23 protein-coding genes and 1 pseudogene are annotated in these 22862 nt (G+C 66.1%); 19 read left to right on the top strand and 5 right to left on the bottom strand.

What is annotated here, in order from left to right:
- Positions 1–26 precede the first annotated feature (26 nt).
- The 10 genes from ACSLUQ_RS02165 to ACSLUQ_RS02120 all read left to right on the top strand — a co-directional run bounded on the left by ACSLUQ_RS02165 (position 27) and on the right by ACSLUQ_RS02120 (position 10589).
- Complete coding sequence (locus tag ACSLUQ_RS02165; RefSeq protein WP_461807574.1) at positions 27–1103, top strand: ABC transporter permease; 1077 nt, start codon at positions 27–29, stop codon at positions 1101–1103.
- Positions 1100–1882, top strand: coding sequence for an ATP-binding cassette domain-containing protein (locus ACSLUQ_RS02160; RefSeq protein ID WP_417770975.1), 783 nt, complete (start codon positions 1100–1102; stop codon positions 1880–1882). Before ACSLUQ_RS02165 ends, ACSLUQ_RS02160 begins: the two co-directional genes overlap by 4 nt.
- A gap of 28 nt (positions 1883–1910) precedes the next feature.
- On the top strand, positions 1911–2936 hold the full coding sequence (locus tag ACSLUQ_RS02155; protein WP_461807573.1) for an alpha/beta hydrolase: 1026 nt from the start codon (positions 1911–1913) through the stop codon (positions 2934–2936).
- Positions 2933–3898 carry a carbohydrate kinase family protein gene (locus ACSLUQ_RS02150; RefSeq protein ID WP_461807572.1) on the top strand — a complete coding sequence of 322 codons (966 nt, stop codon included), beginning with the start codon at positions 2933–2935 and terminating at the stop codon, positions 3896–3898. The genes ACSLUQ_RS02155 and ACSLUQ_RS02150 overlap by 4 nt, the downstream gene beginning before the upstream one ends.
- Positions 3899–3917: 19 nt before the next feature.
- Positions 3918–5390 (top strand): glucose-6-phosphate dehydrogenase, encoded by a 1473-nt coding sequence (zwf, locus tag ACSLUQ_RS02145; protein ID WP_417770978.1) that lies wholly within the window; start codon positions 3918–3920, stop codon positions 5388–5390.
- Positions 5391–5569: 179 nt separating this feature from the next.
- Positions 5570–7396, top strand: coding sequence for a phosphogluconate dehydratase (gene edd, locus ACSLUQ_RS02140; protein ID WP_417770979.1), 1827 nt, complete (start codon positions 5570–5572; stop codon positions 7394–7396).
- A 46-nt stretch (positions 7397–7442) separates the two neighbouring features.
- Positions 7443–8078, top strand: a complete 636-nt coding sequence (gene eda / locus ACSLUQ_RS02135) for a bifunctional 4-hydroxy-2-oxoglutarate aldolase/2-dehydro-3-deoxy-phosphogluconate aldolase (RefSeq protein ID WP_461807571.1) — start codon at positions 7443–7445, stop codon at positions 8076–8078.
- 48 nt (positions 8079–8126) lie between these two features.
- Positions 8127–9788 (top strand): glucose-6-phosphate isomerase, encoded by a 1662-nt coding sequence (pgi, locus tag ACSLUQ_RS02130; RefSeq protein WP_461807570.1) that lies wholly within the window; start codon positions 8127–8129, stop codon positions 9786–9788.
- A 183-nt stretch (positions 9789–9971) separates the two neighbouring features.
- On the top strand, positions 9972–10241 hold the full coding sequence (locus tag ACSLUQ_RS02125) for a glycine zipper domain-containing protein (protein ID WP_417770982.1): 270 nt from the start codon (positions 9972–9974) through the stop codon (positions 10239–10241).
- A 78-nt stretch (positions 10242–10319) separates the two neighbouring features.
- On the top strand, positions 10320–10589 hold the full coding sequence (locus ACSLUQ_RS02120) for a glycine zipper domain-containing protein (RefSeq protein ID WP_417770983.1): 270 nt from the start codon (positions 10320–10322) through the stop codon (positions 10587–10589).
- 100 nt (positions 10590–10689) lie between these two features.
- On the opposite strand, the gene ald is transcribed toward ACSLUQ_RS02120, so the two are convergent.
- Positions 10690–11829, bottom strand: coding sequence for an alanine dehydrogenase (ald, locus tag ACSLUQ_RS02115; RefSeq protein WP_461807569.1), 1140 nt, complete (start codon positions 11827–11829; stop codon positions 10690–10692).
- A gap of 222 nt (positions 11830–12051) precedes the next feature.
- On the opposite strand from ald, the gene ACSLUQ_RS02110 reads away from it, so the two are divergent.
- The 3 genes from ACSLUQ_RS02110 (at position 12052) to ACSLUQ_RS02100 (ending at position 14095) form a co-directional block, all read left to right on the top strand.
- Positions 12052–12528 (top strand): Lrp/AsnC family transcriptional regulator, encoded by a 477-nt coding sequence (locus ACSLUQ_RS02110; RefSeq protein WP_417770985.1) that lies wholly within the window; start codon positions 12052–12054, stop codon positions 12526–12528.
- 97 nt (positions 12529–12625) lie between these two features.
- The gene (locus tag ACSLUQ_RS02105) at positions 12626–13123 is read left to right on the top strand and encodes a response regulator (protein ID WP_417770986.1); all 498 of its coding nucleotides are present in this window, start codon (positions 12626–12628) and stop codon (positions 13121–13123) included.
- A gap of 84 nt (positions 13124–13207) precedes the next feature.
- A complete protein-coding gene (locus ACSLUQ_RS02100; protein ID WP_461807568.1) occupies positions 13208–14095 on the top strand; it encodes an SMP-30/gluconolactonase/LRE family protein in 888 nt (295 codons plus the stop codon).
- 24 nt (positions 14096–14119) lie between these two features.
- On the opposite strand, the gene trhO is transcribed toward ACSLUQ_RS02100, so the two are convergent.
- Positions 14120–14926, bottom strand: coding sequence for an oxygen-dependent tRNA uridine(34) hydroxylase TrhO (trhO, locus tag ACSLUQ_RS02095; RefSeq protein ID WP_461807567.1), 807 nt, complete (start codon positions 14924–14926; stop codon positions 14120–14122).
- Positions 14927–15124: 198 nt separating this feature from the next.
- Between trhO and ACSLUQ_RS02090 the strand changes: the two genes are divergently transcribed.
- Positions 15125–16039, top strand: a complete 915-nt coding sequence (locus ACSLUQ_RS02090; protein ID WP_461807566.1) for a PhzF family phenazine biosynthesis protein — start codon at positions 15125–15127, stop codon at positions 16037–16039.
- A gap of 62 nt (positions 16040–16101) precedes the next feature.
- Here ACSLUQ_RS02090 and ACSLUQ_RS02085 read toward each other — a convergent pair.
- From ACSLUQ_RS02085 to ACSLUQ_RS02075, 3 genes and pseudogenes are all read right to left on the bottom strand, one after another.
- A pseudogene (locus tag ACSLUQ_RS02085) lies at positions 16102–16443 on the bottom strand (ribbon-helix-helix domain-containing protein); the annotation flags it as partial.
- Positions 16444–16575: 132 nt separating this feature from the next.
- Positions 16576–17145 carry a DJ-1/PfpI family protein gene (locus ACSLUQ_RS02080; RefSeq protein WP_461807565.1) on the bottom strand — a complete coding sequence of 190 codons (570 nt, stop codon included), beginning with the start codon at positions 17143–17145 and terminating at the stop codon, positions 16576–16578.
- A gap of 155 nt (positions 17146–17300) precedes the next feature.
- Positions 17301–18071, bottom strand: a complete 771-nt coding sequence (locus ACSLUQ_RS02075) for a matrixin family metalloprotease (RefSeq protein ID WP_461807564.1) — start codon at positions 18069–18071, stop codon at positions 17301–17303.
- A gap of 576 nt (positions 18072–18647) precedes the next feature.
- Here ACSLUQ_RS02075 and ACSLUQ_RS02070 point away from each other — a divergent pair.
- The 5 genes from ACSLUQ_RS02070 (at position 18648) to ACSLUQ_RS02050 (ending at position 22829) form a co-directional block, all read left to right on the top strand.
- Complete coding sequence (locus ACSLUQ_RS02070) at positions 18648–19316, top strand: TetR/AcrR family transcriptional regulator C-terminal domain-containing protein (protein ID WP_461807563.1); 669 nt, start codon at positions 18648–18650, stop codon at positions 19314–19316.
- A gap of 20 nt (positions 19317–19336) precedes the next feature.
- Positions 19337–20401 (top strand): ketol-acid reductoisomerase, encoded by a 1065-nt coding sequence (ilvC, locus tag ACSLUQ_RS02065; RefSeq protein WP_461807562.1) that lies wholly within the window; start codon positions 19337–19339, stop codon positions 20399–20401.
- 136 nt (positions 20402–20537) lie between these two features.
- Positions 20538–21071, top strand: coding sequence for a dihydrofolate reductase (locus tag ACSLUQ_RS02060; protein WP_417770994.1), 534 nt, complete (start codon positions 20538–20540; stop codon positions 21069–21071).
- 154 nt (positions 21072–21225) lie between these two features.
- Complete coding sequence (locus ACSLUQ_RS02055) at positions 21226–22335, top strand: S-(hydroxymethyl)glutathione dehydrogenase/class III alcohol dehydrogenase (protein WP_417771208.1); 1110 nt, start codon at positions 21226–21228, stop codon at positions 22333–22335.
- Between the two features lie 71 nt (positions 22336–22406).
- Positions 22407–22829 carry a helix-turn-helix domain-containing protein gene (locus ACSLUQ_RS02050; RefSeq protein WP_417770995.1) on the top strand — a complete coding sequence of 141 codons (423 nt, stop codon included), beginning with the start codon at positions 22407–22409 and terminating at the stop codon, positions 22827–22829.
- Positions 22830–22862 lie beyond the last annotated feature (33 nt).

The raw sequence follows: 22862 nt of genomic DNA, 5'->3' as shown, positions 1-22862 counted from the left end.
ACCGCCAAGTCTTTCGGGAGAACACCATGAGCGAAGCGGAAAGCCGCACGCCACAGGCCTACGAGACATCGCTTGCAAGCGGGCCCGGATCCGTCGCCGCCTTCGACCGGCACCACAGGTCGCTGCTCGATCTCGTGCAGCACAAGCTGCATGCCCGGCCAGAGTTCGTGCCGCTGATCGTGCTCATCGCGTCGGTCGCCGTCTTCGGCTTCTATCTGGGTGAAAAGTTCTTCTCCCCCTTCTCACTGACGCTCATCCTTCAGCAGGTGGCCATTGTCGGCATCGTCGGCTGCGCGCAATCGCTGGTGATCCTGACCGCGGGCATCGACCTCTCGGTCGGCGCGATCATGGTCCTGTCGTCGGTGGTGATGGGGCAGTTTACCTTTCGCTACGGGTTGCCCCCGGAGATCGCCGTCCTGTGCGGTCTCGCCTGCGGAGCGCTCTGCGGCTTTATCAACGGCGCGCTGGTCGCCGTCATGCGCCTGCCGCCCTTCATCGCCACGCTCGGCATGTGGCAGATCGTGCTGGCGACAAACTTCCTCTATTCCGCCAACGAGACGATCCGCAGCCAGGAAATAGAGCGGCAAGCACCGATCCTCCAGTTCTTCGGCGAGAAGTTCAACATTGGCGGGGCGGTGTTCACCTATGGCGTCGTCGGCCTGTTCGTGCTCGTGCTCGTGCTCAACTACGTCCTCAACCACACCGCCTGGGGACGGCATGTCTATGCCGTCGGTGACGACCCGGACGCGGCCGAACTCGCCGGCGTGCAGGTGGTGCGCGTGCGCATTTCGGTCTACACGCTCGCCGGCCTCATCTGCGCCTTCGCCGGCTGGGCGCTCATCGGTCGCCTTGGCTCGGTCTCGCCCACATCCGGCCAGTTCACCAACATCGAGTCCATCACCGCGGTCGTCATTGGCGGCATCTCGCTCTTCGGCGGGCGCGGTTCGGTTCTCGGCATGCTCTTCGGCGCTCTCATCGTCGGCGTCTTCTCGCTCGGCCTGCGTCTCGTCGGCACCGACCCGCAATGGACATATCTGCTCATCGGCGTGCTGATCATCTCGGCCGTCGCCGTCGACCAGTGGATCAGAAAGGTGGCCGCATGACCCGCGAACCGATCCTGTCGGCAACCGGCCTCGTCAAGCGCTACGGCCGCGTCGTGGCGCTCGACCGGGCCGACTTCGAGCTTTTCCCCGGCGAAGTGCTCGCCGTCATCGGCGACAATGGCGCCGGCAAGTCGACGCTGATCAAGGCAATCTCCGGCGCGGTCGTGCCTGACGAGGGCGAGATCCGCCTGGAAGGACAGCCGGTTCACTTCACCTCGCCGATGCATGCCCGCCAGGCCGGCATCGAAACGGTCTACCAGAACCTCGCCCTCTCCCCCGCCCTTTCCATTGCCGACAACCTCTTCATGGGGCGGGAACTGCGCCAGAGCGGCTTCCTGGGAAAGGTATTCCGCAAGCTCGACCGCAAGGGGATGGAGCGCATCGCGCGCGAGAAGCTCTCTGAGCTTGGCCTGATGACCATCCAGAACATCAACCAGGCCGTCGAGACGCTTTCGGGCGGCCAGCGCCAGGGCGTCGCCGTGGCGCGCGCCGCCGCCTTCGGCTCCAAGGTCGTTATCATGGACGAGCCGACGGCCGCGCTCGGCGTCAAGGAAAGCCGCCGCGTCCTCGAACTGATCAGGGATGTGAAAGCGCGCGGCTTGCCTATCGTTTTGATTTCACACAACATGCCACATGTGTTCGAGGTCGCGGACCGCATTCACATCCACCGGCTCGGGCGTCGCGCCTGTGTCATACGACCAGACGAATTTTCCATGGCCGACGCCGTTGCGATCATGACCGGCGCCAAGGAGCCGCCCGGAGCGGCCGTGGCCGCCTGAGGCACTCCGCCTTTGCAGAGGTAGAACGATGCGAATTCATCTTGCGGCGCTGGCGCTGATCGTCTCCTGCATGCTCGTGCAGACGACGGACGCCCAGGCGACGGAGATTGAAGCGCCCGGTCCTCTCGGTCCGCTGCGCGGTGCGATGGCAGGCCCTGCGACAGCCGACCGGCCGGTCGTTCTGATCGTGCCGGGATCGGGCCCGAGTGATCGCGACGGCAACATGCCGAGCGGCATCCGTCCGGACACGCTTAAGCTCCTCGCCAAGGGCCTCGCCGCACGCAACATCACCTCCGTGCGGATCGACAAGCGCGGCCTCCATTCCAGCCGCGACGCCGTTGCCGATGCCTCGGACGTGACGCTCGCCGCCTATGCCGACGACCTGCGCTCGTGGATTGGCGTGATCCGCCAGCGTATCGGCGCGCCCTGTATCTGGATCCTTGGCCACAGCGAAGGCGGCCTTGTGGCGATGAAGACCGCCCTGACCGGCGAGCCCGGCACCGAGGCCGGCAACGGCCCCATCTGCGGCCTCGTGCTTGCGGGAACGCCCGGCCGGCCGATCGGCCAGATCCTGCGCGACCAGTTCCGCGCCTTCACGCCCGAGGGGCCCGAGCGCGCGCCGGTGCTCGAGAGCGTCGAGCGCATTCTCGGCGAGATCGAGGCCGGGCACGAGGCGGACCTTTCCGGCGTGAGCCCGGAGCTCGCCGGCTTCTTCAACCCCTCGATCCAGCCCTACATGATCGACCTGCTTTCCCATGATCCGGCCGAGATGATCGCCGCCGTCGACCTGCCCGTCCTGATCGTGCAGGGTTCCAACGACGTTCAGGTGAGCGTCGAGGATGCGCAACGGCTCGCGGACGCCCGCCCCGGAGCGCGCCTCGTGATCCTCGACGGCGCCACCCATGTGCTCAAGACCGCCAGGGGCAACGACCGTGCGGCGAGCCTGGCCACCTATCAGGACCCCGAGCTGCCGCTCGCGTCGGGCCTCGTCGAGGCGGTCGCCGGGTTCGTTTCCTCGGCACCCGCGCGCGCAACGAAAGGCGGCTCCAAATGATCCTCGTCTGCGGCGAAGCTCTCTTCGACCTGTTCGCGGAAGAAGACGGCGCACGCCTGTCCTTCGACGCGCGCATCGGCGGTTCTCCGTTCAATGTCGCCGTCGGCCTGGCGCGGCTCGGGGCGCCATCCGCCTACTTCGGCGCGCTGTCCAGCGACCTGTTCGGCGCGCGCCTTCGCCGCGCCCTGACGCGCGAGGGCGTCGACATTTCGCTGGCGAAGGCGACAACCGCGCTCACCACGCTGAGCGTCGTCGGCGTTGATGCGCACGGAAGCCCCGCCTATGCCTTCTACGGCGACAATGCCGCCGACCGGCAGGTGTTCCCCGAAGATCTTCCGGAGTTGCCCGAAACCATCTCGGCACTCCACATCGGCTCCTTCTCGGCGCTCGTGCCGCCGGTGGGCGAGGCCCTGCTTGCCCTGGTGCGCCGCGAGCACGGGCGCCGCCTCATTGCCTACGATCCCAACGTGCGCCCGACAGTGGTGCCCGACCTCGACGCCTGGCGCGCGCGCATCGAGGCGCTGCTGCCGCATGTGGACCTGCTCAAGATCAGCTCCGAAGATGCAGGAACGCTTTATCCTAGCGTTGACATCGACGAACTCGCCGACACCTTTCTGCGCAAGGGCCCGGCCCTCGTGATCACGACCCTGGGCGTCGGGGGAGCGGTCGGGCGCACGGCGCGCCACAGGGTCGCGCTCGACGGCCGGCGGGTCGCGGTAAGCGATACGGTGGGCGCCGGCGATACCTTCCAGGCCGCCCTGCTCGCCTGCCTGCACGAGACCGGACGCACCGACCGCGACAGTCTGGCGGACCTGACGCAAGACGCCCTGACCAGCCTTCTCGCCTTCGCCGTCGACGCGGCCGCGGTGACCTGCACGCGCCGCGGCGCGGATCTGCCCAGGCGCGACGAAATCGACACGGAACTGGACAAGCGGGCCGAGCCTCCCCTCTCCGCCCCCTGAAAGACATGAAAGGACCGACATGGTTGCGCGTGTCATCGAGGTCGCCCCGTTCGACCTGATTGTTTTCGGCGCTACGGGCGACCTCGCCCACAGGAAGATCCTGCCCGCACTCTATCACCGCGACGCGGACGGACAGATCCCCGACGATGCCCGCATCATCGGCTGCTCCCGCCGCGAGATGAGCGCGGCGCAGTATCGCGACTTTGCCACGGAGGCGCTGCGCGAGCACGTCGGCGATCTCGAGGAAGACGCCCTCGCACGGTTCCTGGAGCGCATTTTCTACGTCTCGGCCGAGGCCGCCGGCGAGCGGGGCTGGGACGATCTCGCCGCCATGCTGAAGGGGCGCGACCAGGTGGTGCGGGCCTTCTATCTCGCCGTCGCCCCGGACTTCTTCGGCGCGATCTGCGAGCGCATCGGCAGCCACGCCCTCGTCAACGAGACGACCCGCATCGTCATCGAGAAGCCCATCGGCAAGGACGGCGCCTCGGCCAAGGAGTTGAACGCGGCCATCGGCGCGGTCTTTGCCGAGGACCAGGTCTTCCGTATCGACCATTATCTGGGCAAGGAGACGGTGCAGAACCTGATGGCGCTGCGCTTCGCCAACGCGCTGTTCGAACCGCTGTGGAACGCCGCGCATATCGACCACGTACAGATCACCGTCGCCGAATCCATCGGCGTTGGAGGCCGCGCCGGCTACTACGACACCGCCGGCGCCATGCGCGACATGATCCAGAACCACCTTCTGCAGCTCCTGTGCCTGGTCGCCATGGAGCCACCGGAATCGATGAACGCGGACTCCGTGCGCGACGAGAAGCTCAAGGTGCTGAAGGCGCTGAAGCAGATGGACGCGGAAACCGCGGCGCGCGCCACCGTGCGCGGCCAGTACAGGGCCGGCGCCTCGGCCGGAGGCGCGGTGCCCGGCTACCTGGAAGAACTCGACGGCCAGGAATCGCAAACGGAGACCTTCGTCGCGATCAAGGCTGAAATCGCCAATTGGCGATGGGCGAACGTCCCGTTCTACCTGCGCACCGGCAAGCGCCTTGCCGAGCGCGTCTCGGAGATCGTCGTGCAGTTCCGTCCGATCCCGCACTCGATCTTCGAGGCGGAAGCCGGCGAGATCTCCTCCAACCGGCTGGTGATCCGCTTGCAGCCGGATGAGGGCGTGCGCATGCAGGTGATGATCAAGGACCCCGGTCCCGGCGGCATGCGGCTGCGCCAGGTACCGCTCGACATGTCCTTCGCCAAGGCCTTCAACGTACGCAACCCGGACGCCTACGAGCGGCTGATCATGGATGTGATACGCGGCAACCAGACGCTCTTCATGCGCCGCGACGAAGTGGATGCCGCCTGGGCCTGGGTCGACCCGATCCTCGATGCCTGGGCCGCCTCGAAGGACGCGCCGAAGGGCTACACTTCGGGAACCTGGGGCCCGTCGGCCTCCATCGCCCTGATCGAGCGCGACGGCCGCACCTGGTTCGAGGACCTGATCTAGGCGCGACAACATCGCCCGTCCGCGACAGGCCCGGAGCTGTTGCGGCGACCCTTAAATCGATTTAAACCACACGGGACGGGGCATCCTCTCCAATGCCCTTCCCGGTCCAACAGGATCGCCGGACGCCCTCCCCGGATCGTGGGAGCGGCGCGCCGCAACCGAAAGGACGGACAGGAACCATGGCCCTCAACAGCAAGATCGCCGATGTCACCGCGCGGATTACCGAGCGCAGCCGCGACACCCGCACCCGCTATCTCGAGCGTATCCGCGCCGCCGGCGAGGCCGGCCCGACACGCTCGCGTCTGTCCTGCGGCAATCTTGCCCATGGTTTCGCCGCCTGCGGCGTCACCGACAAATCCCGGCTCTCCGACGACGTGGTGCCCAATCTCGGCATCATCACCGCCTACAACGACATGCTCTCGGCCCATCAGCCCTACGAGCGTTTCCCCGACCTGATCCGCGACGCGGCGCGCGAGGTCGGAGCGGTGGCGCAAGTCGCCGGCGGCGTGCCGGCCATGTGCGACGGCGTCACCCAGGGCCAGACCGGAATGGAGCTGTCGCTTTTCTCCCGCGACGTGATCGCCATGTCGGCCGCCGTCGGACTGTCACATCAGATGTTCGATGCGGCCGTCTTCCTCGGCATCTGCGACAAGATCGTTCCCGGCCTGATGATCGCGGCGCTTTCCTTCGGTCACCTTCCCGCCGTCTTCGTGCCCGCCGGCCCGATGACGACCGGCCTTTCCAACGACGAGAAGGCCAAGACCCGCCAGCTTTACGCGGAAGGCAAGATCGGCCGCGCGGAATTGCTGGAATCGGAGAGCAGGTCCTACCATTCGCCCGGCACCTGCACCTTCTACGGAACCGCGAATTCCAACCAGATGCTGATGGAGATCATGGGCCTGCATCTGCCGGGCGCGAGCTTCGTCAATCCGAACACGCCGCTGCGCGACGCGCTGACCCGCGAGGCCGCCAAACGTGCCCTGTCGCTGAGCGCCCTTGGCAATGACTACACGCCCGTCGGCGAAGTCATCGACGAGCGCGCCATCGTCAATGGCGTCGCCGGGCTGCATGCGACGGGCGGCTCGACCAACCACACCATGCATCTGGTCGCCATCGCCCGCACCGCCGGAATCCAGCTCACCTGGGACGATATTTCCGACCTCTCCGAGGCGGTGCCGCTGATCGCCCGCATCTATCCGAACGGGATGGCCGACGTGAACCATTTCCAGGCCGCCGGCGGCATGGGCTATCTGATCGGCGAGCTCCTGTCCGAGGGACTGCTGCACGAGGACGTGCGCACGGTGAACGGCACCGGCCTTTCCTCCTACACGGCGGAGCCGAAGCTCACCACCGAGGGCGGCATCGCCTGGGAGCCGGGCGCGCGCGCGAGCGGTGACCCGAAGGTGCTTTCGACGGTGAGGAACCCGTTCCAGCCCAATGGCGGCCTCACCGTGCTCGACGGCAACCTCGGCCGCGCCGTCATCAAGGTCTCCGCTGTGAAGCCGGACCGGCGGGTGATCGAGGCCCCGGCCCGGATCTTCCTCACGCAAGAGGCCTTGCAGGAAGCGTTCAAGGCCGGCGAACTCACCGATGATTTCGTCGCTGTCCTGCCGTTTCAGGGCCCCCGCGCCTGCGGCATGCCCGAACTGCACAAGCTGACGCCCGTGCTCGGGATCCTGCAAGATCGGGGGCTCAGGGTGGCGCTGGTCACCGACGGGCGCATGTCGGGTGCATCCGGCAAGATCCCGGCGGCAATCCACGTCACCCCGGAAGCCGTCGACGCCGGACCTATCTCGCGCATTCGCAACGGCGACAGGATCCGTGTCGACGCGCAGGCCGGGCGGCTCGAGGTTCTTGTCGACGCGCAGGATTTCGCCGCCCGTCCGCCGATGACCGCCGACCTCTCCCACCACCAGACCGGCCTCGGCCGCGATCTGTTCGCCGCCTTCCGCGCCGCTGCCGGTCCAGCCGACCAGGGCGCACATGTTTTCGGCGCCTTTGCGTGAAAAGCAGGGGCTGCCCGTTTCAAGAAGATCAGGAGTCGATCTGAAAATGACGCAGGACGTTTCCAAGCTCGACCGCATCATGCGGGCGGCCCCGGTCATTCCGGTGCTTGTCATCGAGGATCCGGCGAAGGCCGTAACCATGGCGAAGGCGCTGGTGAAGGGCGGCCTGCCCGCAATCGAGATCACCTTGCGCACGCCCAAGGCGCTGGAAGCAATCCGAGCGGTGGCGGCCGAGGTCGAGGGAGCGATGGTCGGCGCGGGAACCGTGCTCGACGCGGCGCAGTATCAGGCGGCGGTGGACGCGGGCGCGACCTTCGCCGTCTCCCCTGGTGCGACCGAAAGGCTCCTGTCAGCAGCGGCCGGCCACGACGTGCCGCTGCTTCCCGGCGCGGCCACCGCATCGGAAGTCATGCGCCTTCTCGAAGCCGGCTACGAGCGGCTGAAGCTCTTCCCGGCCGAGGCGGCCGGAGGCGTGGCGATGTTGAAGGCGCTCTCCTCCCCGCTTCCCGCCGCCCGCTTCTGCCCGACCGGCGGCATTTCCGAAAGCTCCGCGCCCGCCTATCTGTCGTTGCCCAACGTCATCTGCGTCGGCGGCTCCTGGATCGCGAGCGCCGAGGCAATCGCCATGGACGACTGGAGCGGGATAGAGGCGCGCGCGCGCACCGCCGCCGCTCTGGGCTGACGCGCGGACATTGCGACATTCGGCCGATGCGGCGAGAGGAGAGGAAACATGGACACCGCCGAGATCCTGCGCGCATTGACGCTCGAAGCCGAACGCCTGCAGGCGCGTGGCCTGCGCGAGCTGTTTCGCGAGGATCCCAACCGCTTCGACCGGCTGTCGCGCACCTTCGACGATCTTCTCGTCGATTTTTCCAAGGTCTGCTGGTCGCCCAAGGCGCTGACGCTGCTTCTCGGCCTGGCTCGCGCCAGGGGGGTGGAGACCCGCCGTGCGGCGATGTTCGCCGGCGACCCGATCAACGAGACCGAGGGGCGCGCCGTCCTGCATGTCGCCCTGCGCAACCGCTCCGGCGATCCGGTGACGGTCGACGGCCGCGACGTGATGCCAGATGTGCGCGAGACGCTGGCGCGGGCTGGTGAATTCGCCGAGGCGCTTCGCGCCGGGCACATTCGAGGAAGCACGGGAAGGCCGTTCACCGATGTGGTCAACATCGGCATTGGCGGGTCGGACCTCGGGCCGGCGATGGTCACCGGAGCGCTGGCCCCCTACGCCGACGGTCCCCGGTTGCACTATGTCTCCAACGTTGACGGCGCCCACATCGCCGACACGCTGAAGCCACTCGACCCGGCGACAACGCTCTTCATCATCGCCTCGAAGACCTTCACCACCGTCGAGACCATGACCAATGCCGCGACAGCGCGCCGGTGGGTTGCCGATGCGCTCGGTGAGCAGGCCGTGGGCGACCACTTCGCTGCCGTCTCCACCGCGCTCGACAAGGTCGCCGCCTTCGGCATCGACGAGACCCGCGTCTTCGGTTTCTGGGACTGGGTCGGCGGGCGCTATTCGGTCTGGTCGGCCATCGGCCTGCCGGTGATGATTGCCGTCGGCGCGGAGAATTTCGGTGCGTTCCTCGACGGTGCCCATGCGATGGACGAGCACTTCCGCACGGCCCCACTCGCCGGAAACCTGCCGGTGCTGCTTGGCCTTGCCGGCGTCTGGCATCGCAATGTCTGCGGCCACGCCTCACGGGCGATCCTGCCTTACGACCAGCGGCTCTCCCGCCTGCCCGCCTATCTCCAGCAGCTCGACATGGAATCAAACGGCAAGTCGGTAACGCTTGCCGGCGCGCCGGTCGAGCAGGACACCGGGCCTGTCGTCTGGGGGGAGGCCGGCACCAACGGCCAGCACGCCTTCTACCAGCTCCTTCACCAGGGGACGACTGTCGTGCCTTGCGAGTTCATCATCGCCGCCCGAGGCCATGAACCTGAGCTTGCGCATCATCACGCATTGCTGGTGGCAAACTGCCTTGCCCAGTCGGAGGCTCTCATGAACGGCCGGACGACCGCGGAGGCCCGGGCGCTTCTCGAAGCACAGGGCAATGACGCCGAAACGGTCGAGCGACTGGCCCCGCACAAGGTTTTCCCCGGAAATCGTCCTTCCGTCACAATTGTTCACGACAAGCTTACCCCCTACACGCTGGGGCGCCTGATCGCGCTTTATGAGCACCGCGTGTTTGTCGAGGGAACCATTTGGAACATCAATTCGTTTGATCAGTGGGGAGTGGAGCTTGGCAAGGTTTTGGCAGGAGAACTGCTGCCGATGATCGAGGGAAGGTCCGAGGCAAAGGGGCGGGACGCCTCCACCATGGGTCTCCTGCGCCGTCTCGCCGGTGCATCCTCCGCTCATGTTTCCGAAGTTCGCGAGGAGAGTTGAAAAGAACGGCAAACCAATGATCTGCGTCACAGCCTGACAATCCGCTCCTGCTAGACTGTCACCGGTTTTGATGCTCAGATAGTCGGTTAGGGGGGCACAGATCCCGATGGTAGCCGCGCCACCCGCCGGTTGAAAAGCCGGCACACTTTACCGAACTTCAGGTGACATGTGAGGAACGACAAGATGTTCAGGATCCTAGTTGTTGGCGGCGCAGCGCTTTTGCTCGCAGGGTGCCAGTCGGACAGTCAGCGTGACCGCGCGCTCGTCGGCGGCGGCCTTGGTGCCGCAACCGGTGCGGTCATCGGCGGCGTTGCGACCGGCGATGTGGGCGGCGCCCTTGTTGGCGGCGTGATCGGCGGCGTCGGCGGTGCCATGGTCGGCTCGGCCACCACTCCCAAGAACTGCATTGCACGCGACCGCTATGGTCGCCGCTACCGCGTCGTCTGCCCGTAAGCGGCGACGCCCCCCAATGCATCCGGCGATACGGTCGCCGGGTGCCTTCGCTGGATGATCCAAACTGGAGGCTATGACATGAAAAAACTTCTTCTCGTTTCCGCGGCGGCATTGACGCTTGCGGCATGCCAGTCGGACAGCCAGCGCGACAGAACCCTCGTCGGAGGCGGCCTTGGCGCTGCCACCGGCGCGGCCATCGGTGCAGCCGCGACCGGCGACGTCGGCGGCGCGCTGGTTGGCGGCGCCATCGGTGGTCTCGGCGGTGCCGCCGTCGGTTCGGCGACAACGCCGAAGAACTGCGTGACACGCGACCGCTACGGCCGCCGCTATCGGGTGGCGTGCCCGTAAGACCGCGCCACAGGCCCGAACCGGGCGCCAGAAACGACAACAGCCGGTCGGATCCCCGACCGGCTGTTTTCATTGGTGCGCATCAATGGGCACCAGACACTCAGGCGGCGGCCGAACCGAAGTCGCCTGCCAGTGCCCGCGTCGGGTCGACAAACGGCAGGCCGAGAGCCTCCGCCACCGCCTCGCAGGTCAGGTGACCGCCGATCACATTGAGCCCGTCGAGCAGATGCGGATTGGCGCCCAGCGCCGCCTTCACCCCCTTGTCGGCCAGCGCCAGCGCGAACGGCAGCGTCGCGTTGTTGAGCGCATAGGTCGAGGTCCGTGGCACGGCCCCGGGCATGTTGGCGACGCAATAGTGGACGACACCGTCGACCACATAGGTCGGCTCGGCATGTGTCGTCGCCCGCGAGGTCTCGAAGCAGCCGCCCTGGTCGATGGCCACATCGACGAGAACAGATCCGGGCTTCATGCGCCGGACATGGTCGGCGGTGACGAGCTTCGGCGCGGCGGCTCCAGGAAGAAGAACCGCACCGATGACGAGATCCGCGTCGAGCACATATTGCTCAACCGCCGAGCGGGTCGAATAGACCGTCCTGAGCGCCGCGCCGAACCGGGCGGACAGCGCGCCGAGCGCGTCGACGGAGCGGTCGAGAACGGTCACATCCGCCCCCAGACCAAGCGCCATGGTGATCGCATGGGCACCGACGACACCGCCGCCGATGACCACGACCTTGGCCGGAGCCACGCCAGGCACGCCGCCGAGCAGCATGCCGGCTCCGCCGTGGGACTTCTCCAGCGCCGTCGCGCCGGCCTGGATCGCAAGCCGGCCGGCAACCTGGGACATGGGAGCCAGAAGCGGCAGGCCGCCGCGTGCGTCGGTCACGGTCTCATAGGCAATGCAGGTCGCCCCCGAGCGCAGCAGATCCGCCGTCTGTTCCGGGTCCGGGGCGAGATGGAGATACGTGAAGAGAATATGGTCCGGGCGCAGCATCGCGCGCTCAGCAGCCTGAGGTTCCTTGACCTTGACGATCATGGTCGCGGCGTCGAAGACGGCCCGCGCATCGGCAAGGATCGTCGCGCCGGCAGCCTGATAGGCCGCATCCTCTGCAAGGATGCCCGCGCCGGCACTGGTCTCCACGAACAGCTCGTGCCCGTGGGCTACGAGTTCGCGGACGCTGTCCGGCGTCATACCGACGCGATACTCATGGTTTTTGATTTCTTTGGGTACTCCGATTTTCATTGTCGCCTCCTACCTGGGTCCCTCTGGATGACCCGAAGGCAGAGAGACTAAAGCAATGCCGCTCGAATGTGCTTGCGAACTCGTCTGACCGAGCGCAAGTTTTGCAATATTCCAGCGTAAACTGGTGAGATTGCGCAATCTCATGCACCAGAACCTTCAAAGCATGGCCCATGATGCGCTCGAACCCTGTCTACGCGCGAACCGAGCGGGAGGCCAGGCACGATGTTCGACCGGATCGACAGACACATCCTGAAGGAACTGCAGAGCGACGGGCGGATCGCCAACTCCGACCTTGCCGAGAAGGTCGGCCTCTCGGCCTCGGCCTGCCTGCGCCGCGTCCGGGCGCTGGAGGATGCGGGCGTCATCGAGCGCTATGTCGCGCTGCTCGATCCTTCCAAGATCCGGCGAAATCTGGTGATCTTCGTCGAGATCTCGCTGAACTCCCAGGCAAGCGATGAGCTCGCCCGCTTCGAGGAGGCGGTCGCACGTTCCCCGGAGATCATGGAATGCCACCTGATGGCCGGCGACGCCGACTATCTGCTCCGGATCGCCGCCGCCGACCCGGCCGACTTCGAGCGCATACACCGCGATCACCTGACGCGTCTGCCAGGAGTATCGCGGATGCGTTCGTCCTTCGCCATCCGCACGGTCGCGCGGACGACGGCCTTCGTTCTGCCGACACTCCCGGCAAGGGATTGATCCGACTGAAAAACCTCCCATCGACCATAAATAGCGAGCCTGTATGTAATATATCGCAGTGGAAGATAGGCAATTTTGCTGATACGCTACTGTTGCAATGATCAGGGCACGCACACTCAAAAGCAGACAGTCAATCGCACCGGCGGGCAAGACCGACGGCAAGACGGTGGTGCTTGTTATCGACGATGACCCGGACGACCTGTTCCTGCTGTCGCGGGCGCTGCGCGACGCCTTCGTCGACGCCGGCGGGTTCTCGCTGGCAACCTGTGTCAGCCCGCTGGAAGCCGTTGCGCGCATGGACGAGGCCGGCGTTCCGGTTCCAGATCTCGTGCTCATTGACCTGAACATGCCCGGCCTGTCGGGCATCGAACTGGTCGCGCACCTGCGCCGCCGTCCGGCCTTCGACGCGGTGCCGCTCATTGTCATCACCACGGGCGCCGAGGCGCACCTGCGCGAGGAGGCCCGGGCGGCCGGCGCGGATGCGGTGATCGCCAAGCCGGATACGCTCTCCGGCCTGACCAAACTGGCCGCCTCGATCCGCAACGACTGGCTCACCGGCCGCGGAACGGCCCCGCTTCATCCCCTCTCCGCCTGATATCCGGGTAGCCCAATATCCAGGCTTGATTCCGAACGTCCCCTCCCACACCGTGCCAAGCGCGACGGGGCAGGAGAAGTGCACATGATGACCGCTACGATTTCGAAGCTGGACGGCATCCGCTCGGACCTTGCGGAGAGCCTGATTTGGGATCCGAAAAGCGGGCACCTGCTGTGGTGTGACGTCCTCGGCAAGCGCCTTCATGTCCGCGACTGGGAAAGCGGCCGGGAACGCAGCCTCGACCTTCCAGACGTCATCGGCTCTTTCGGCCTGACACAGGACGACGACCTCCTCGTCTCCGCCATCCGCGACCGCATCGTCCTGCTTCGCCTGTCAAGCGGCGAGATCGTGGAGACGCTGGCGGAGATCGAGGCGAACGACGCGAGAACCCGTCTCAATGACGGCAAGGTCGGCCCCGACGGCGCCTTCTATGTCGGCACCATGGACGACCGCCCGGAGCGCCAGCCGATCGCCGCACTCTATCGGGTCGACCGCGCAGGCACGGTAACCCGGCTGGTCTCCGACGTCACCGTCTCAAACGGTCTCGCCTGGTCACCGGACGGGCGCACGCTCTATCACGCCGACAGCCGTCCCGGCTGGATCGACGCATGGGATTTCGATCCGCGAACCGGTGCCATCTCAAACCGACATCGCTTCGCTCAGCTCGTCAACGAGACCGGGCGGCCGGACGGGGGAACCGTCGATGCTTCGGGAAACTACTGGTCGGCCGGCATCTCTGCCGGCGTGCTCAACCGCTTCACGCCGGACGGAACGCTGGTCGAGACGATCTCCATGCCCGTGCCGCGCCCGACCATGCCGTGCTTCTGCGGCCCCGATCTCGACGTACTGGTCGTGACATCGCTGCGCCCGCTGGCCGACGCGGACATGCTCGCCGCATATCCGGACCTTGGCCACCTCTTCACGCTCACGCCGGGAACTCGCGGCCTGCCGCCCCATCGCTTCAGGCTCTGAACGGCCACGCCGGGTCCGCGATGCCTATTTCGCCGCGTCGCGGTCCACCACGTCCTTCGGCAGAACCTCATGCGCTTCGGGCGGCGCGTCCCGGCCCCAGGTCGGCGAAAGTTCGTGATCGACCGCGACCCGCTCGTCGAACACGAAACAATCTCCCTTCCAGAGGCTTTCCTCCCGAGGCACCTTCTCGAGATAGTTCAGGATGCCGCCATCGAGGTGATAGACCTCGTCGAACCCCTCGCGCAGCATGAGCGCCGTCGCCTTTTCGCACCGGATGCCGCCGGTGCAGAACATGGCAAGCTTGCGGGCGCGGCCCTTCTCCCGCTCGCCGCGCACCCACTCCGGGAAGGCGCGGAATGTGCGGGTCTGCGGAGAGACGGCCCGTTCGAAGGTTCCAAAGGCGATCTCGTAGTCATTGCGCGTGTCGATCACCGTCACGTCGGGATCGCTGATCAGCGCGTTCCAGTCCTCGGGCGGGACATAGTTTCCTACCGTCCGCCGGGGATCTATCCCCTCGACGCCAAGACTGACGATCTCGCGCTTGAGGCGCACCTTGAGCCGGCGAAAAGGCATCTTCTCGGCGAAGGACGCCTTGTCGGAGAGATCTGCAAGACGCGGGTCGGCACGCAGGTGAGCAAGGACGCGCGCAACGCCCGGCGCGTCGCCGGCAATGGTGCCATTTACCCCCTCGGCAGCAAGCAGGATCGACCCGCGCACGCCGGCTTCTTGCGCAACAGCAAGCAGAGGCGCGCGCAACGCCTCGAAATCCTCAAGCGGAGCAAAGAGATAGAACGCGGAAACGCGAACGGGAGCTTCTGGCGACTGTGACATGGGCGGCAAACTGCCATGAGGACAGGGCTTCGGCAAGATCCTCTGCTCCGTCACGCCGGCACCGAGCCGAGTGGGCCATTAACGCTAGCGACGCTGCACCTGCCTGCACCCGCTGGCAATGGCGCGCCCGCCATGCCAAAGTCTGGCCGGATCAAATCCAGCACGCACTGCTCTCGCGGCCAGCCAGGGAACGACACGATGGCACGACGTTATTTCGTACTCGACGTCTTTACCAATCAGGCGCTTGCAGGCAATCCGCTTGCAGTCGTCATGGACGCCGAGGGACTGTCAGACCAGCGCATGCAGGCAATCGCGAGCGAGTTCAACCTGTCGGAAACAGTGTTTGTTCTGGCCCCGCAAAACCCGGCCCATTCCGCGAAGTTGCGCATCTTCACGCCCGCCAAGGAGCTCCCCTTCGCCGGTCACCCGACTGTCGGAACGGCCATCTTGATGGCGATGGAGCGTTTCGGCGAAATCGACGCCGACCAGAACGCCATGGTCATCCTCGAGGAAGGCGTCGGCAACGTGCGCTGCGGCGTGGTTCTGAAGCCGAATGCGGCGGGCTTCGCCGAGTTCGACGTGCCCAGGCTTCCCCGCCCGGCCGACCCGCTCGCCGACAGGGACATCATCGCCGCCGCGCTCTCGTTGGAGCCAAACGAAATCGGCTTCGAGAACCACCGGCCCTGCTCCTACGATGCAGGCGTGCCCTTTGCCTTCGTTCCGGTGGCCAATCTGGCCGCCCTTTCTCGGGCCCGCCCGCGCAACGCCAATTGGGACGAGGCTTTCGGCGGACTCGGGTCGGGGGCCGCCGCCTATGTCTACTGCCGTCAGACGGCGGCGAGCGGAAGTACCTTTTCCGCGCGCATGTTCGCCCCGGCCATGGGCATCGTCGAGGACCCGGCGACGGGCTCCGCAGCGGCTGCCTTCGCCGGCGTCGTCCGCCACTTCGACAAGCCCACCGATGGCACTCACAATCTGCGCATCGAACAGGGCGTGGACATGGGACGTCCCTCGATGATCGATCTTGAGATCGACATCCAGGCCGGAGCCCTCAAGGCGGCCCGGATCGGTGGCCAGGCCGTCATCATTGCCAAGGGCGAGATGCTTATCTAGCGCGAGGCGATGCGCGCCACGGCGGCGCCGCCGCTCACCCGCCGGGGCAGCGGATGCGAGAGGCGGGCGCGCTCCTTGTCGAGGATGCGCGCGCTGTCGAGCGTCGAGATCGGCGTCGAGACATCCGCGGGAATGTCGCCGCTGAGCTGCAGCGCCAGATAGCGGCCGCAGCACACGCGCAGGAACGACGCGAAGTTTCCGAGATCGTGGCCGGCCTCGATGGATTCATGATGCAGCCGCGTGATGAGTTGCACGAGGTTCATCCCGTCACGCTCTGCGATTTCCTCCAGAATGCTCCAGAAAAACGTCTCAAGCCGGACACTGGTCACCATCCGGTCGATCCTGAGCGACCGGGTCGTGCTCTCCCAAAGCCCCGGATCGGCCTCGATAAAGAGCTTGCACATACCGCCTCCTCCCTGTCCGTCGGGCTCACGCCTTGCGCCCACCGCCTGCCGCGCGCCCGCGCCAACCTGCCTCGTCGGGAGGCAGGTTGGCGCGGGCGTCGCTTGAAATCAATCAAGGGCACCAGCGGCCCGTCAAACGGCAAGCACCGCCATGAACTGCGAGAGCCAGGCGGGATGCGCGGGCCAGGCGGGCGCAGTGACAAGCTTGCCGTCCGTCACCGCGCCGTCGATCGCGATATCCGCATAACGTCCCCCTGCGAGTTCCACCTCGGGCCGGCAGGCGGGATAGGCCGACACCGTCCGCCCCTCGATGACACGCGCGGCCGCCAGGATCTGAGCACCGTGACAGATGGCGGCAACCGGCTTGTCCGCTTCGAAGAAATGCTTCACCGCCGCGATGACGGCAGTGTCGAGGCGCAGATATTCCGGCGCCCGCCCGCCCGGAACGACAAGCGCGTCATAGTCGGCCGGATCGATCTCGGAGAATGTCGCGTTGAGCGTGAAATTGTGCCCGCGCTTCTCGCTGTAGGTCTGGTCGCCCTCGAAATCGTGGATCGAGGTCGCCACGGTGTCACCGGCCTTCTTGCCCGGGCAAACCGCATGCACGTCGTGCCCAAGCGCCAGCAATGCCTGGAACGGGACCATCGTCTCGTAATCCTCGGTGAAGTCACCGGTGATCATCAGGATCTTCTTCTTGCTCATCGCATCCTCCCAAATGTGAACTGGAACGGGGAGGAGGCTAGCAATCCGCGCGCGGCAACGGGTATTAGGCCGGTACTACAAGAGGGCCCAATTCACCCGAGGCACGGCCGCGCGAGACCAGCGGAGCCGATGGCACACCGATGGCTTTCGCGCTGTTAGCCAGGGCGGCCATAGAGCCATTGAACGCCCTCGATGTCGCCGGGCTGCAGGGTCTGGAAGGTTTCCCCATACCTGAAATGCATGATCGACTGACGCCGAACGTAATGGTCGAGACCGATCGCATGCCCGATCTCATGGGCGAAAGTGTATCTGAGATCATAGACGCCGGGGTCGCCGTCGAAGCCGATCTTCCACCTCTGCGCGGGGTTGAGGCAGATGGCGGACTGCGTGATCCGGGAGACCCGTGGGCCACCGGCGGCGCGTTTCTCGCTTGTCACGTCGGATGCGGATCCCGCCTTGCCAAGACCTCGGTCACTGCCCGCCGCCACCCCTGGCAGGCCAGTGACCTGCCTTGCGTGCTGGACATTGGTGAAGGCATAGCCGCGCGGCGATGACTGGGAGCCGATGACAATGTTCGCCTCACCGACGGAGCCGACCTCCTGGAAGGAAATCCCGCTCACCTCCTCCCAGAGCCGGAAGGCGGCGACGGCCTCGCCGCGAATGTCGGCAAGATCGAGCCTGCTCTCGCGGGCGACACGCTCAAGACTGTCCATCGCCCGGCAGTTGCGGGCGCTCGTGTTGTCGAGAGGGCCACGGGCAAAGGCATAGGTCACGCGTGCCGGAACCCCGAGCCTGGGCGCCCCCCACTTCACGACATGTCCATCCAGCTTGAGGGGATTGAAGCCCTTGGCATCGGCCGCATGCGCCGGGGCCGCCGCACCGATGGCGAGGCTGAGCAGCAAGAGAAGGGGAGTGATTTTCGCCACGCCTGAACTTGTCCACTCTTTGAGGTCGCCGACAAGCGCACGGCCTTGCAGGCGCCTTTGACGGCCGGTTGCCCTGAACGTCGAGAGAGCCACCCGGTTCACGCGGATGCCCGCCACCCTCGGCACGTAAAGAAAGCGTGGTGCATCGTGGTTAACAAACCGCTACCGACCATCATCTGCGTCGCAGCCTCGGTATATTCGGTAAATCCCCGACAGATGTGACAGGGACTTTTTCCTGACGGGACAAACAGGCATCTGGGTAAGGCCTATCAGGGAGCGATTCTCCTTTCCCATTTCCTTACGGAAGAGATCAGGAGATGCGGTGCAAGTGTGAGCCTCCGCGGGCGGTTTCAGCGCCCTCGCAACATGCGCGCAACGCGCCTTCCCGCCTCCGATCCGCCATTCGCACCTGCCACTTTCCCCCTTGACCGTCCTCAGACCCGATGCGATAAATGTCGCCGAACCGTACCGTACGGTACCAATCCAGCGAGATCTGCAAGAACCAGGGCCCCGCGCCCTGAAACGTCGGTCTTGGCGGCCTTCCCGCCCTCCTCCGACGCAGCCACCCGGACCGGAATGTCGAGCATGCCTCCCCTCACCGAAAGCGACTTCACGCCGCGCCAGAACGAGGTCCTCGCCTCGGCGCTGCGGCTTGTCGTAGACGGCGGCGAGAAGGCGCTGACGACGGCGGCTCTGGCACGGGCGGCCAATTGTTCCAAGGAAAGCCTCTACCGCTGGTTCGGCGACCGCGACGGCCTGCTGGCGGCCATCGTCGGCCACCAGGCGGCAAAGGTGCGGGTGCCAAGCGAACGGGCGGGCGAACTGAGTGCGGGCGAATTCCGTGATCGGCTTGTCACCTTCGCCGAGGACCTGCTGACAGTGCTTGCCGGCGACACGTCGCTGGCGCTCAACAGGCTGGCAACCGCCCATGCGAGCCGCGACGGCGCACCGCTCGGCCGCCTTTTGCTGGAGCGCGGCCGCGAGCGCATCGCCACGAGGGCCCGGGTGCTTCTGGAAGCGGGCGCGGCGCAGGGGCACATCGCCTGCGACGATTCGACCGATGCCTATCGCACGCTCTACGGGCTCATCCTGCGCGACAGCCATGGGCGCTGGCTTCTCGGCGAGGAGCCCGGCGTCGCCGAACCGGATTTCGCGGAACGGGCGCGGCGCGCCGTCGACCAGTTCCTCACCCTTCACCACCCTGCCGGGGACAGCCGCGAAACAGGCTGCGCCCGGCAATCCTGACCCCGGCCGCGCGGCGGGACATGCCGCCGGCCAAGAAGCGAAAACGCAAACGGGAGACTGCTGAAATGCGCGTTTACTACGATCGCGATGCCGACCTGAACCTGCTGAAGTCCAAGAAGGTCGCCATCATCGGCTACGGCAGCCAGGGCCGCGCCCATGCTCTGAACCTCAAGGATTCCGGCGTCACCGAGGTTGTGGTCGCCCTGCGTCCGGGTTCCTCCACCGCCAAGAAGGTCGAGGCCGATGGCCTCAAGGTCATGAGTGTCGCGGATGCCGCCGGCTGGGCCGACCTGATGATGATGGCCACCCCGGACGAGCTCCAGGCCGACATCTACAACGATCACATCGCCGCCAACATCCGTGATGGCGCCGCGATCGCCTTCGCTCATGGCCTCAACGTCCACTTCGGCCTGATCGAGGCGAAGCCGACCGTCGACGTCATCATGATCGCGCCGAAGGGCCCGGGCCACACGGTGCGCGGCGAATACGAGCGCGGCGGCGGCGTTCCCTGCCTCGTGGCGGTCCATCACGACGCTTCCGGCAACGCCCTCGACATCGCTCTCTCCTATGCTTCCGGCGTTGGCGGCGGCCGTTCGGGCATCATCGAGACGACCTTCAAGGAAGAGTGCGAGACGGATCTCTTCGGCGAACAGGCCGTGCTTTGCGGCGGCCTCGTCGAGCTCATCCGCGCCGGTTTCGAGACGCTGGTCGAGGCTGGCTACGCTCCCGAGATGGCCTACTTCGAGTGCCTGCACGAAGTGAAGCTCATCGTCGACCTCATCTACGAGGGCGGCATCGCCAACATGAACTACTCCATCTCCAACACTGCCGAGTGGGGTGAGTACATGTCCGGTCCGCGCGTCGTGACGCCGCAGACCAAGGCCGCGATGAAGGACATCCTGACGGACATCCAGTCCGGCAAGTTCACTTCCGAGTGGATGCAGGAATGCAAGGCCGGCCAGGCCCGCTTCAAGGCGACCCGCCGCCTCAACGATGCTCACCAGATCGAGGAAGTCGGCGAGAAGCTGCGCGGCATGATGCCGTGGATCAAGAAGGGCGCGCTCGTCGACAAGGAGCGCAACTAAGCCCTACGGGCCCTTGCCTCCCGGTTTTTCCGGGTTATAGACAGATGGAAACGGCCCGCTCCGCGCGGGCCGTTTTCATTTCGCCCCATGGGCGCTACTAGAGGTGCCAGATCGGAAGGCCGGAGCCGGAGCCCCCATGACGTCAGCCAACACGCCGCAAATCGTGCTTGTCGCCGCAGCGGCAGAAAACGGGGTGATCGGCGCTGTCGGCGACATGCCCTGGCGGCTCTCCAGCGACCTGAAGCGCTTCAAGCGCCTGACGAGCGGACATCCGGTGGTCATGGGTCGCAAGACGTTCGCCTCCATCGGCCGCCCGCTTCCCGGGCGCACGAACATCGTCATCACCCGCGATCCCGGATTTGCCCACGAGGGCCTGCGTGTCGTGGCGACCCCCGCCGAGGGACTGGCCCTTGCCGGCGAGATCGCGCGGGCCGACGGGGTCGATGCGATCATGGTGATCGGCGGCGGCCAGATCTACGCCGCGACCATCGGTCGCGCCGACCGCCTCGAGATCACCCGTGTCCATGCGACACCTGAAGGCGACACGCGCTTTCCCGACATAGACCCTGCCATCTGGCGGGAAACCGCACGAGAGACACCCCAACGCGGCCCGAAGGACAGCGCCGAGGTGACCTTCCTCACCTATATTCGACGCGACAACAGTGCCTGACCCCGGGCATCTGCTTCCTCACGCTGTCGCACAATCGACCTTTCGCGTCGTCTCCGCCCTTTCGCCCGCCGCCATCCTTTCCTAGGATCGGGTCAAAGGGATCGTGCCGGAACCGCGCGCCCGCAAGCTCAACACGCTCGAAGGAATGCTTCTCATGGATGTACGCGCCGCAGTGGCCCACAAGGCCGGCCAGCCCCTCACGATCGAAACCGTGCAGCTTGAGGGACCGAAGGCCTTCGAGGTGCTTGTCGAGATCAAGGCGACGGGCGTTTGCCACACGGACGCTTTCACCCTTTCCGGCGACGACCCGGAAGGCATCTTCCCCGCGATTCTCGGCCATGAGGGTGCCGGCATCGTCCGCGAGGTCGGCAAGGGCGTCACCTCGCTGAAGCCGGGCGACCATGTGATTCCGCTCTACACACCCGAGTGCCGCGAGTGCGAATACTGCCTCAACCCGAAGACCAACCTGTGCCAGAAGATCCGCGCCACCCAGGGTGCCGGCGTGATGCCGGACGGCTCCTCGCGCTTCTCCGTCGGCGGCGAGAAGGTGTTCCACTACATGGGCACTTCGACCTTCGCCAACTTTACGGTCGTGCCGGAGATCGCGCTCGCCAAGGTGCGTGAGGACGCCCCCTTCGACAAGATCTGCTACATCGGCTGCGGCGTCACCACCGGCATCGGTGCCGTGATCAACACGGCCAAGGTGGAGCCCGGATCCAACGTCATCGTCTTCGGCCTCGGCGGTATCGGCCTAAACGTCATCCAGGGCGCCCGCCTCGTCGGCGCCAACATGATCGTCGGTGTCGACATCAACCCGGCCAAGAAGGAAATCGCCGAGCGGTACGGCATGACCCACTTCGTCAATCCCAACGAGGTCGAGGGTGATCTGGTCCCCTATCTGGTCGATCTGACCAAGGGCGGCGCCGACTATTCCTTCGAATGCATCGGCCGGCCGGCGACCATGCGCCAGGCGCTGGAATGCGCTCACAAGGGCTGGGGCGAATCCATCATCATCGGCGTTGCCGGCGCGGGACAGGAAATCTCCACCCGCCCGTTCCAGCTCGTGACCGGCCGCTCCTGGCGTGGCTCCGCCTTTGGCGGCGCGCGCGGCCGCACGGATGTGCCGAAGATCGTCGACTGGTACATGGACGGAAAGATCGACATCGACAGCATGATCACCCACACCATGCCGCTCGAAAAGATCAACGAGGCCTTCGACCTCATGCATGAGGGCAAGTCGATCCGGTCCGTCGTGACCTTCTGACCGCCTTGCCTCAACGGCGCGCCGGCATCGGCGCGCCGTCACCGGGAGAACCAAAAAGGGGGAGCGACGCGATGACAACGGAACGCAGCATGTGGTCGGATGCCCGTGATCGGGACACGATCGGCGGCAGGATCCGACGCGCCCGCGAGGCGGCAGGTCTCAGCGGCGCTCAACTTGCCCGGCGCATCGGCGTCAAGACGGCCACCGTCACCGGCTGGGAGGCCGGCCGTTCGGAGCCGCGCGCCAACCGGCTGACCATGCTGGCCGGCTTTCTCGGCATCAGTCCCACCTGGTTGCTCTATGGCGTCGGCGACGCGCCTGTCGACAGCCCCCTGTCGAGCGAGCTGGCGGTCATCGCCGCGAGCATAAAGTCGCTCAAGGAAACCCACGAGCGAACCGGCGAGGCACTCGAACGCCTCGAGGAACAGATCGCCGCCCTGTCCCGCATTGCCGGCGACGAACCGGCCCATGGCGAGGCTCCGGGCAAGGCATGATTCGCGCCGCGAAGCCCCCCACCAGCCCTCGGG

The sequence above is a fragment of the Stappia sp. ICDLI1TA098 genome, assembly GCF_054880955.1.
Note: the sequence above shows the minus strand (reverse complement) of the source record. Positions and strands in the feature narration are given on the sequence as shown.

Bases quoted from the DNA above. Each gene is read 5' to 3' on its own strand.
- eda (WP_461807571.1), top strand. From the start codon at position 7,443: ATGACGCAGGACGTTTCCAAGCTCGACCGCATCATGCGGGCGGCCCCG.
- trhO (WP_461807567.1), bottom strand. From the start codon at position 14,926: ATGTCACAGTCGCCAGAAGCTCCCGTTCGCGTTTCCGCGTTCTATCTC.
- ilvC (WP_461807562.1), top strand. From the start codon at position 19,337: ATGCCGCCGGCCAAGAAGCGAAAACGCAAACGGGAGACTGCTGAAATG.
- ACSLUQ_RS02165 (WP_461807574.1), top strand. From the start codon at position 27: ATGAGCGAAGCGGAAAGCCGCACGCCACAGGCCTACGAGACATCGCTT.
- ACSLUQ_RS02120 (WP_417770983.1), top strand. From the start codon at position 10,320: ATGAAAAAACTTCTTCTCGTTTCCGCGGCGGCATTGACGCTTGCGGCA.
- ACSLUQ_RS02105 (WP_417770986.1), top strand. From the start codon at position 12,626: ATGATCAGGGCACGCACACTCAAAAGCAGACAGTCAATCGCACCGGCG.
- ACSLUQ_RS02080 (WP_461807565.1), bottom strand. From the start codon at position 17,145: ATGAGCAAGAAGAAGATCCTGATGATCACCGGTGACTTCACCGAGGAT.
- ACSLUQ_RS02060 (WP_417770994.1), top strand. From the start codon at position 20,538: ATGACGTCAGCCAACACGCCGCAAATCGTGCTTGTCGCCGCAGCGGCA.
- ald (WP_461807569.1), bottom strand. From the start codon at position 11,829: ATGAAAATCGGAGTACCCAAAGAAATCAAAAACCATGAGTATCGCGTC.
- ACSLUQ_RS02155 (WP_461807573.1), top strand. From the start codon at position 1,911: ATGCGAATTCATCTTGCGGCGCTGGCGCTGATCGTCTCCTGCATGCTC.
- zwf (WP_417770978.1), top strand. From the start codon at position 3,918: ATGGTTGCGCGTGTCATCGAGGTCGCCCCGTTCGACCTGATTGTTTTC.
- ACSLUQ_RS02090 (WP_461807566.1), top strand. From the start codon at position 15,125: ATGGCACGACGTTATTTCGTACTCGACGTCTTTACCAATCAGGCGCTT.
- ACSLUQ_RS02160 (WP_417770975.1), top strand. From the start codon at position 1,100: ATGACCCGCGAACCGATCCTGTCGGCAACCGGCCTCGTCAAGCGCTAC.
- ACSLUQ_RS02100 (WP_461807568.1), top strand. From the start codon at position 13,208: ATGATGACCGCTACGATTTCGAAGCTGGACGGCATCCGCTCGGACCTT.
- ACSLUQ_RS02050 (WP_417770995.1), top strand. From the start codon at position 22,407: ATGACAACGGAACGCAGCATGTGGTCGGATGCCCGTGATCGGGACACG.
- ACSLUQ_RS02150 (WP_461807572.1), top strand. From the start codon at position 2,933: ATGATCCTCGTCTGCGGCGAAGCTCTCTTCGACCTGTTCGCGGAAGAA.
- edd (WP_417770979.1), top strand. From the start codon at position 5,570: ATGGCCCTCAACAGCAAGATCGCCGATGTCACCGCGCGGATTACCGAG.
- pgi (WP_461807570.1), top strand. From the start codon at position 8,127: ATGGACACCGCCGAGATCCTGCGCGCATTGACGCTCGAAGCCGAACGC.
- ACSLUQ_RS02125 (WP_417770982.1), top strand. From the start codon at position 9,972: ATGTTCAGGATCCTAGTTGTTGGCGGCGCAGCGCTTTTGCTCGCAGGG.
- ACSLUQ_RS02110 (WP_417770985.1), top strand. From the start codon at position 12,052: ATGTTCGACCGGATCGACAGACACATCCTGAAGGAACTGCAGAGCGAC.
- ACSLUQ_RS02070 (WP_461807563.1), top strand. From the start codon at position 18,648: ATGTCGAGCATGCCTCCCCTCACCGAAAGCGACTTCACGCCGCGCCAG.
- ACSLUQ_RS02055 (WP_417771208.1), top strand. From the start codon at position 21,226: ATGGATGTACGCGCCGCAGTGGCCCACAAGGCCGGCCAGCCCCTCACG.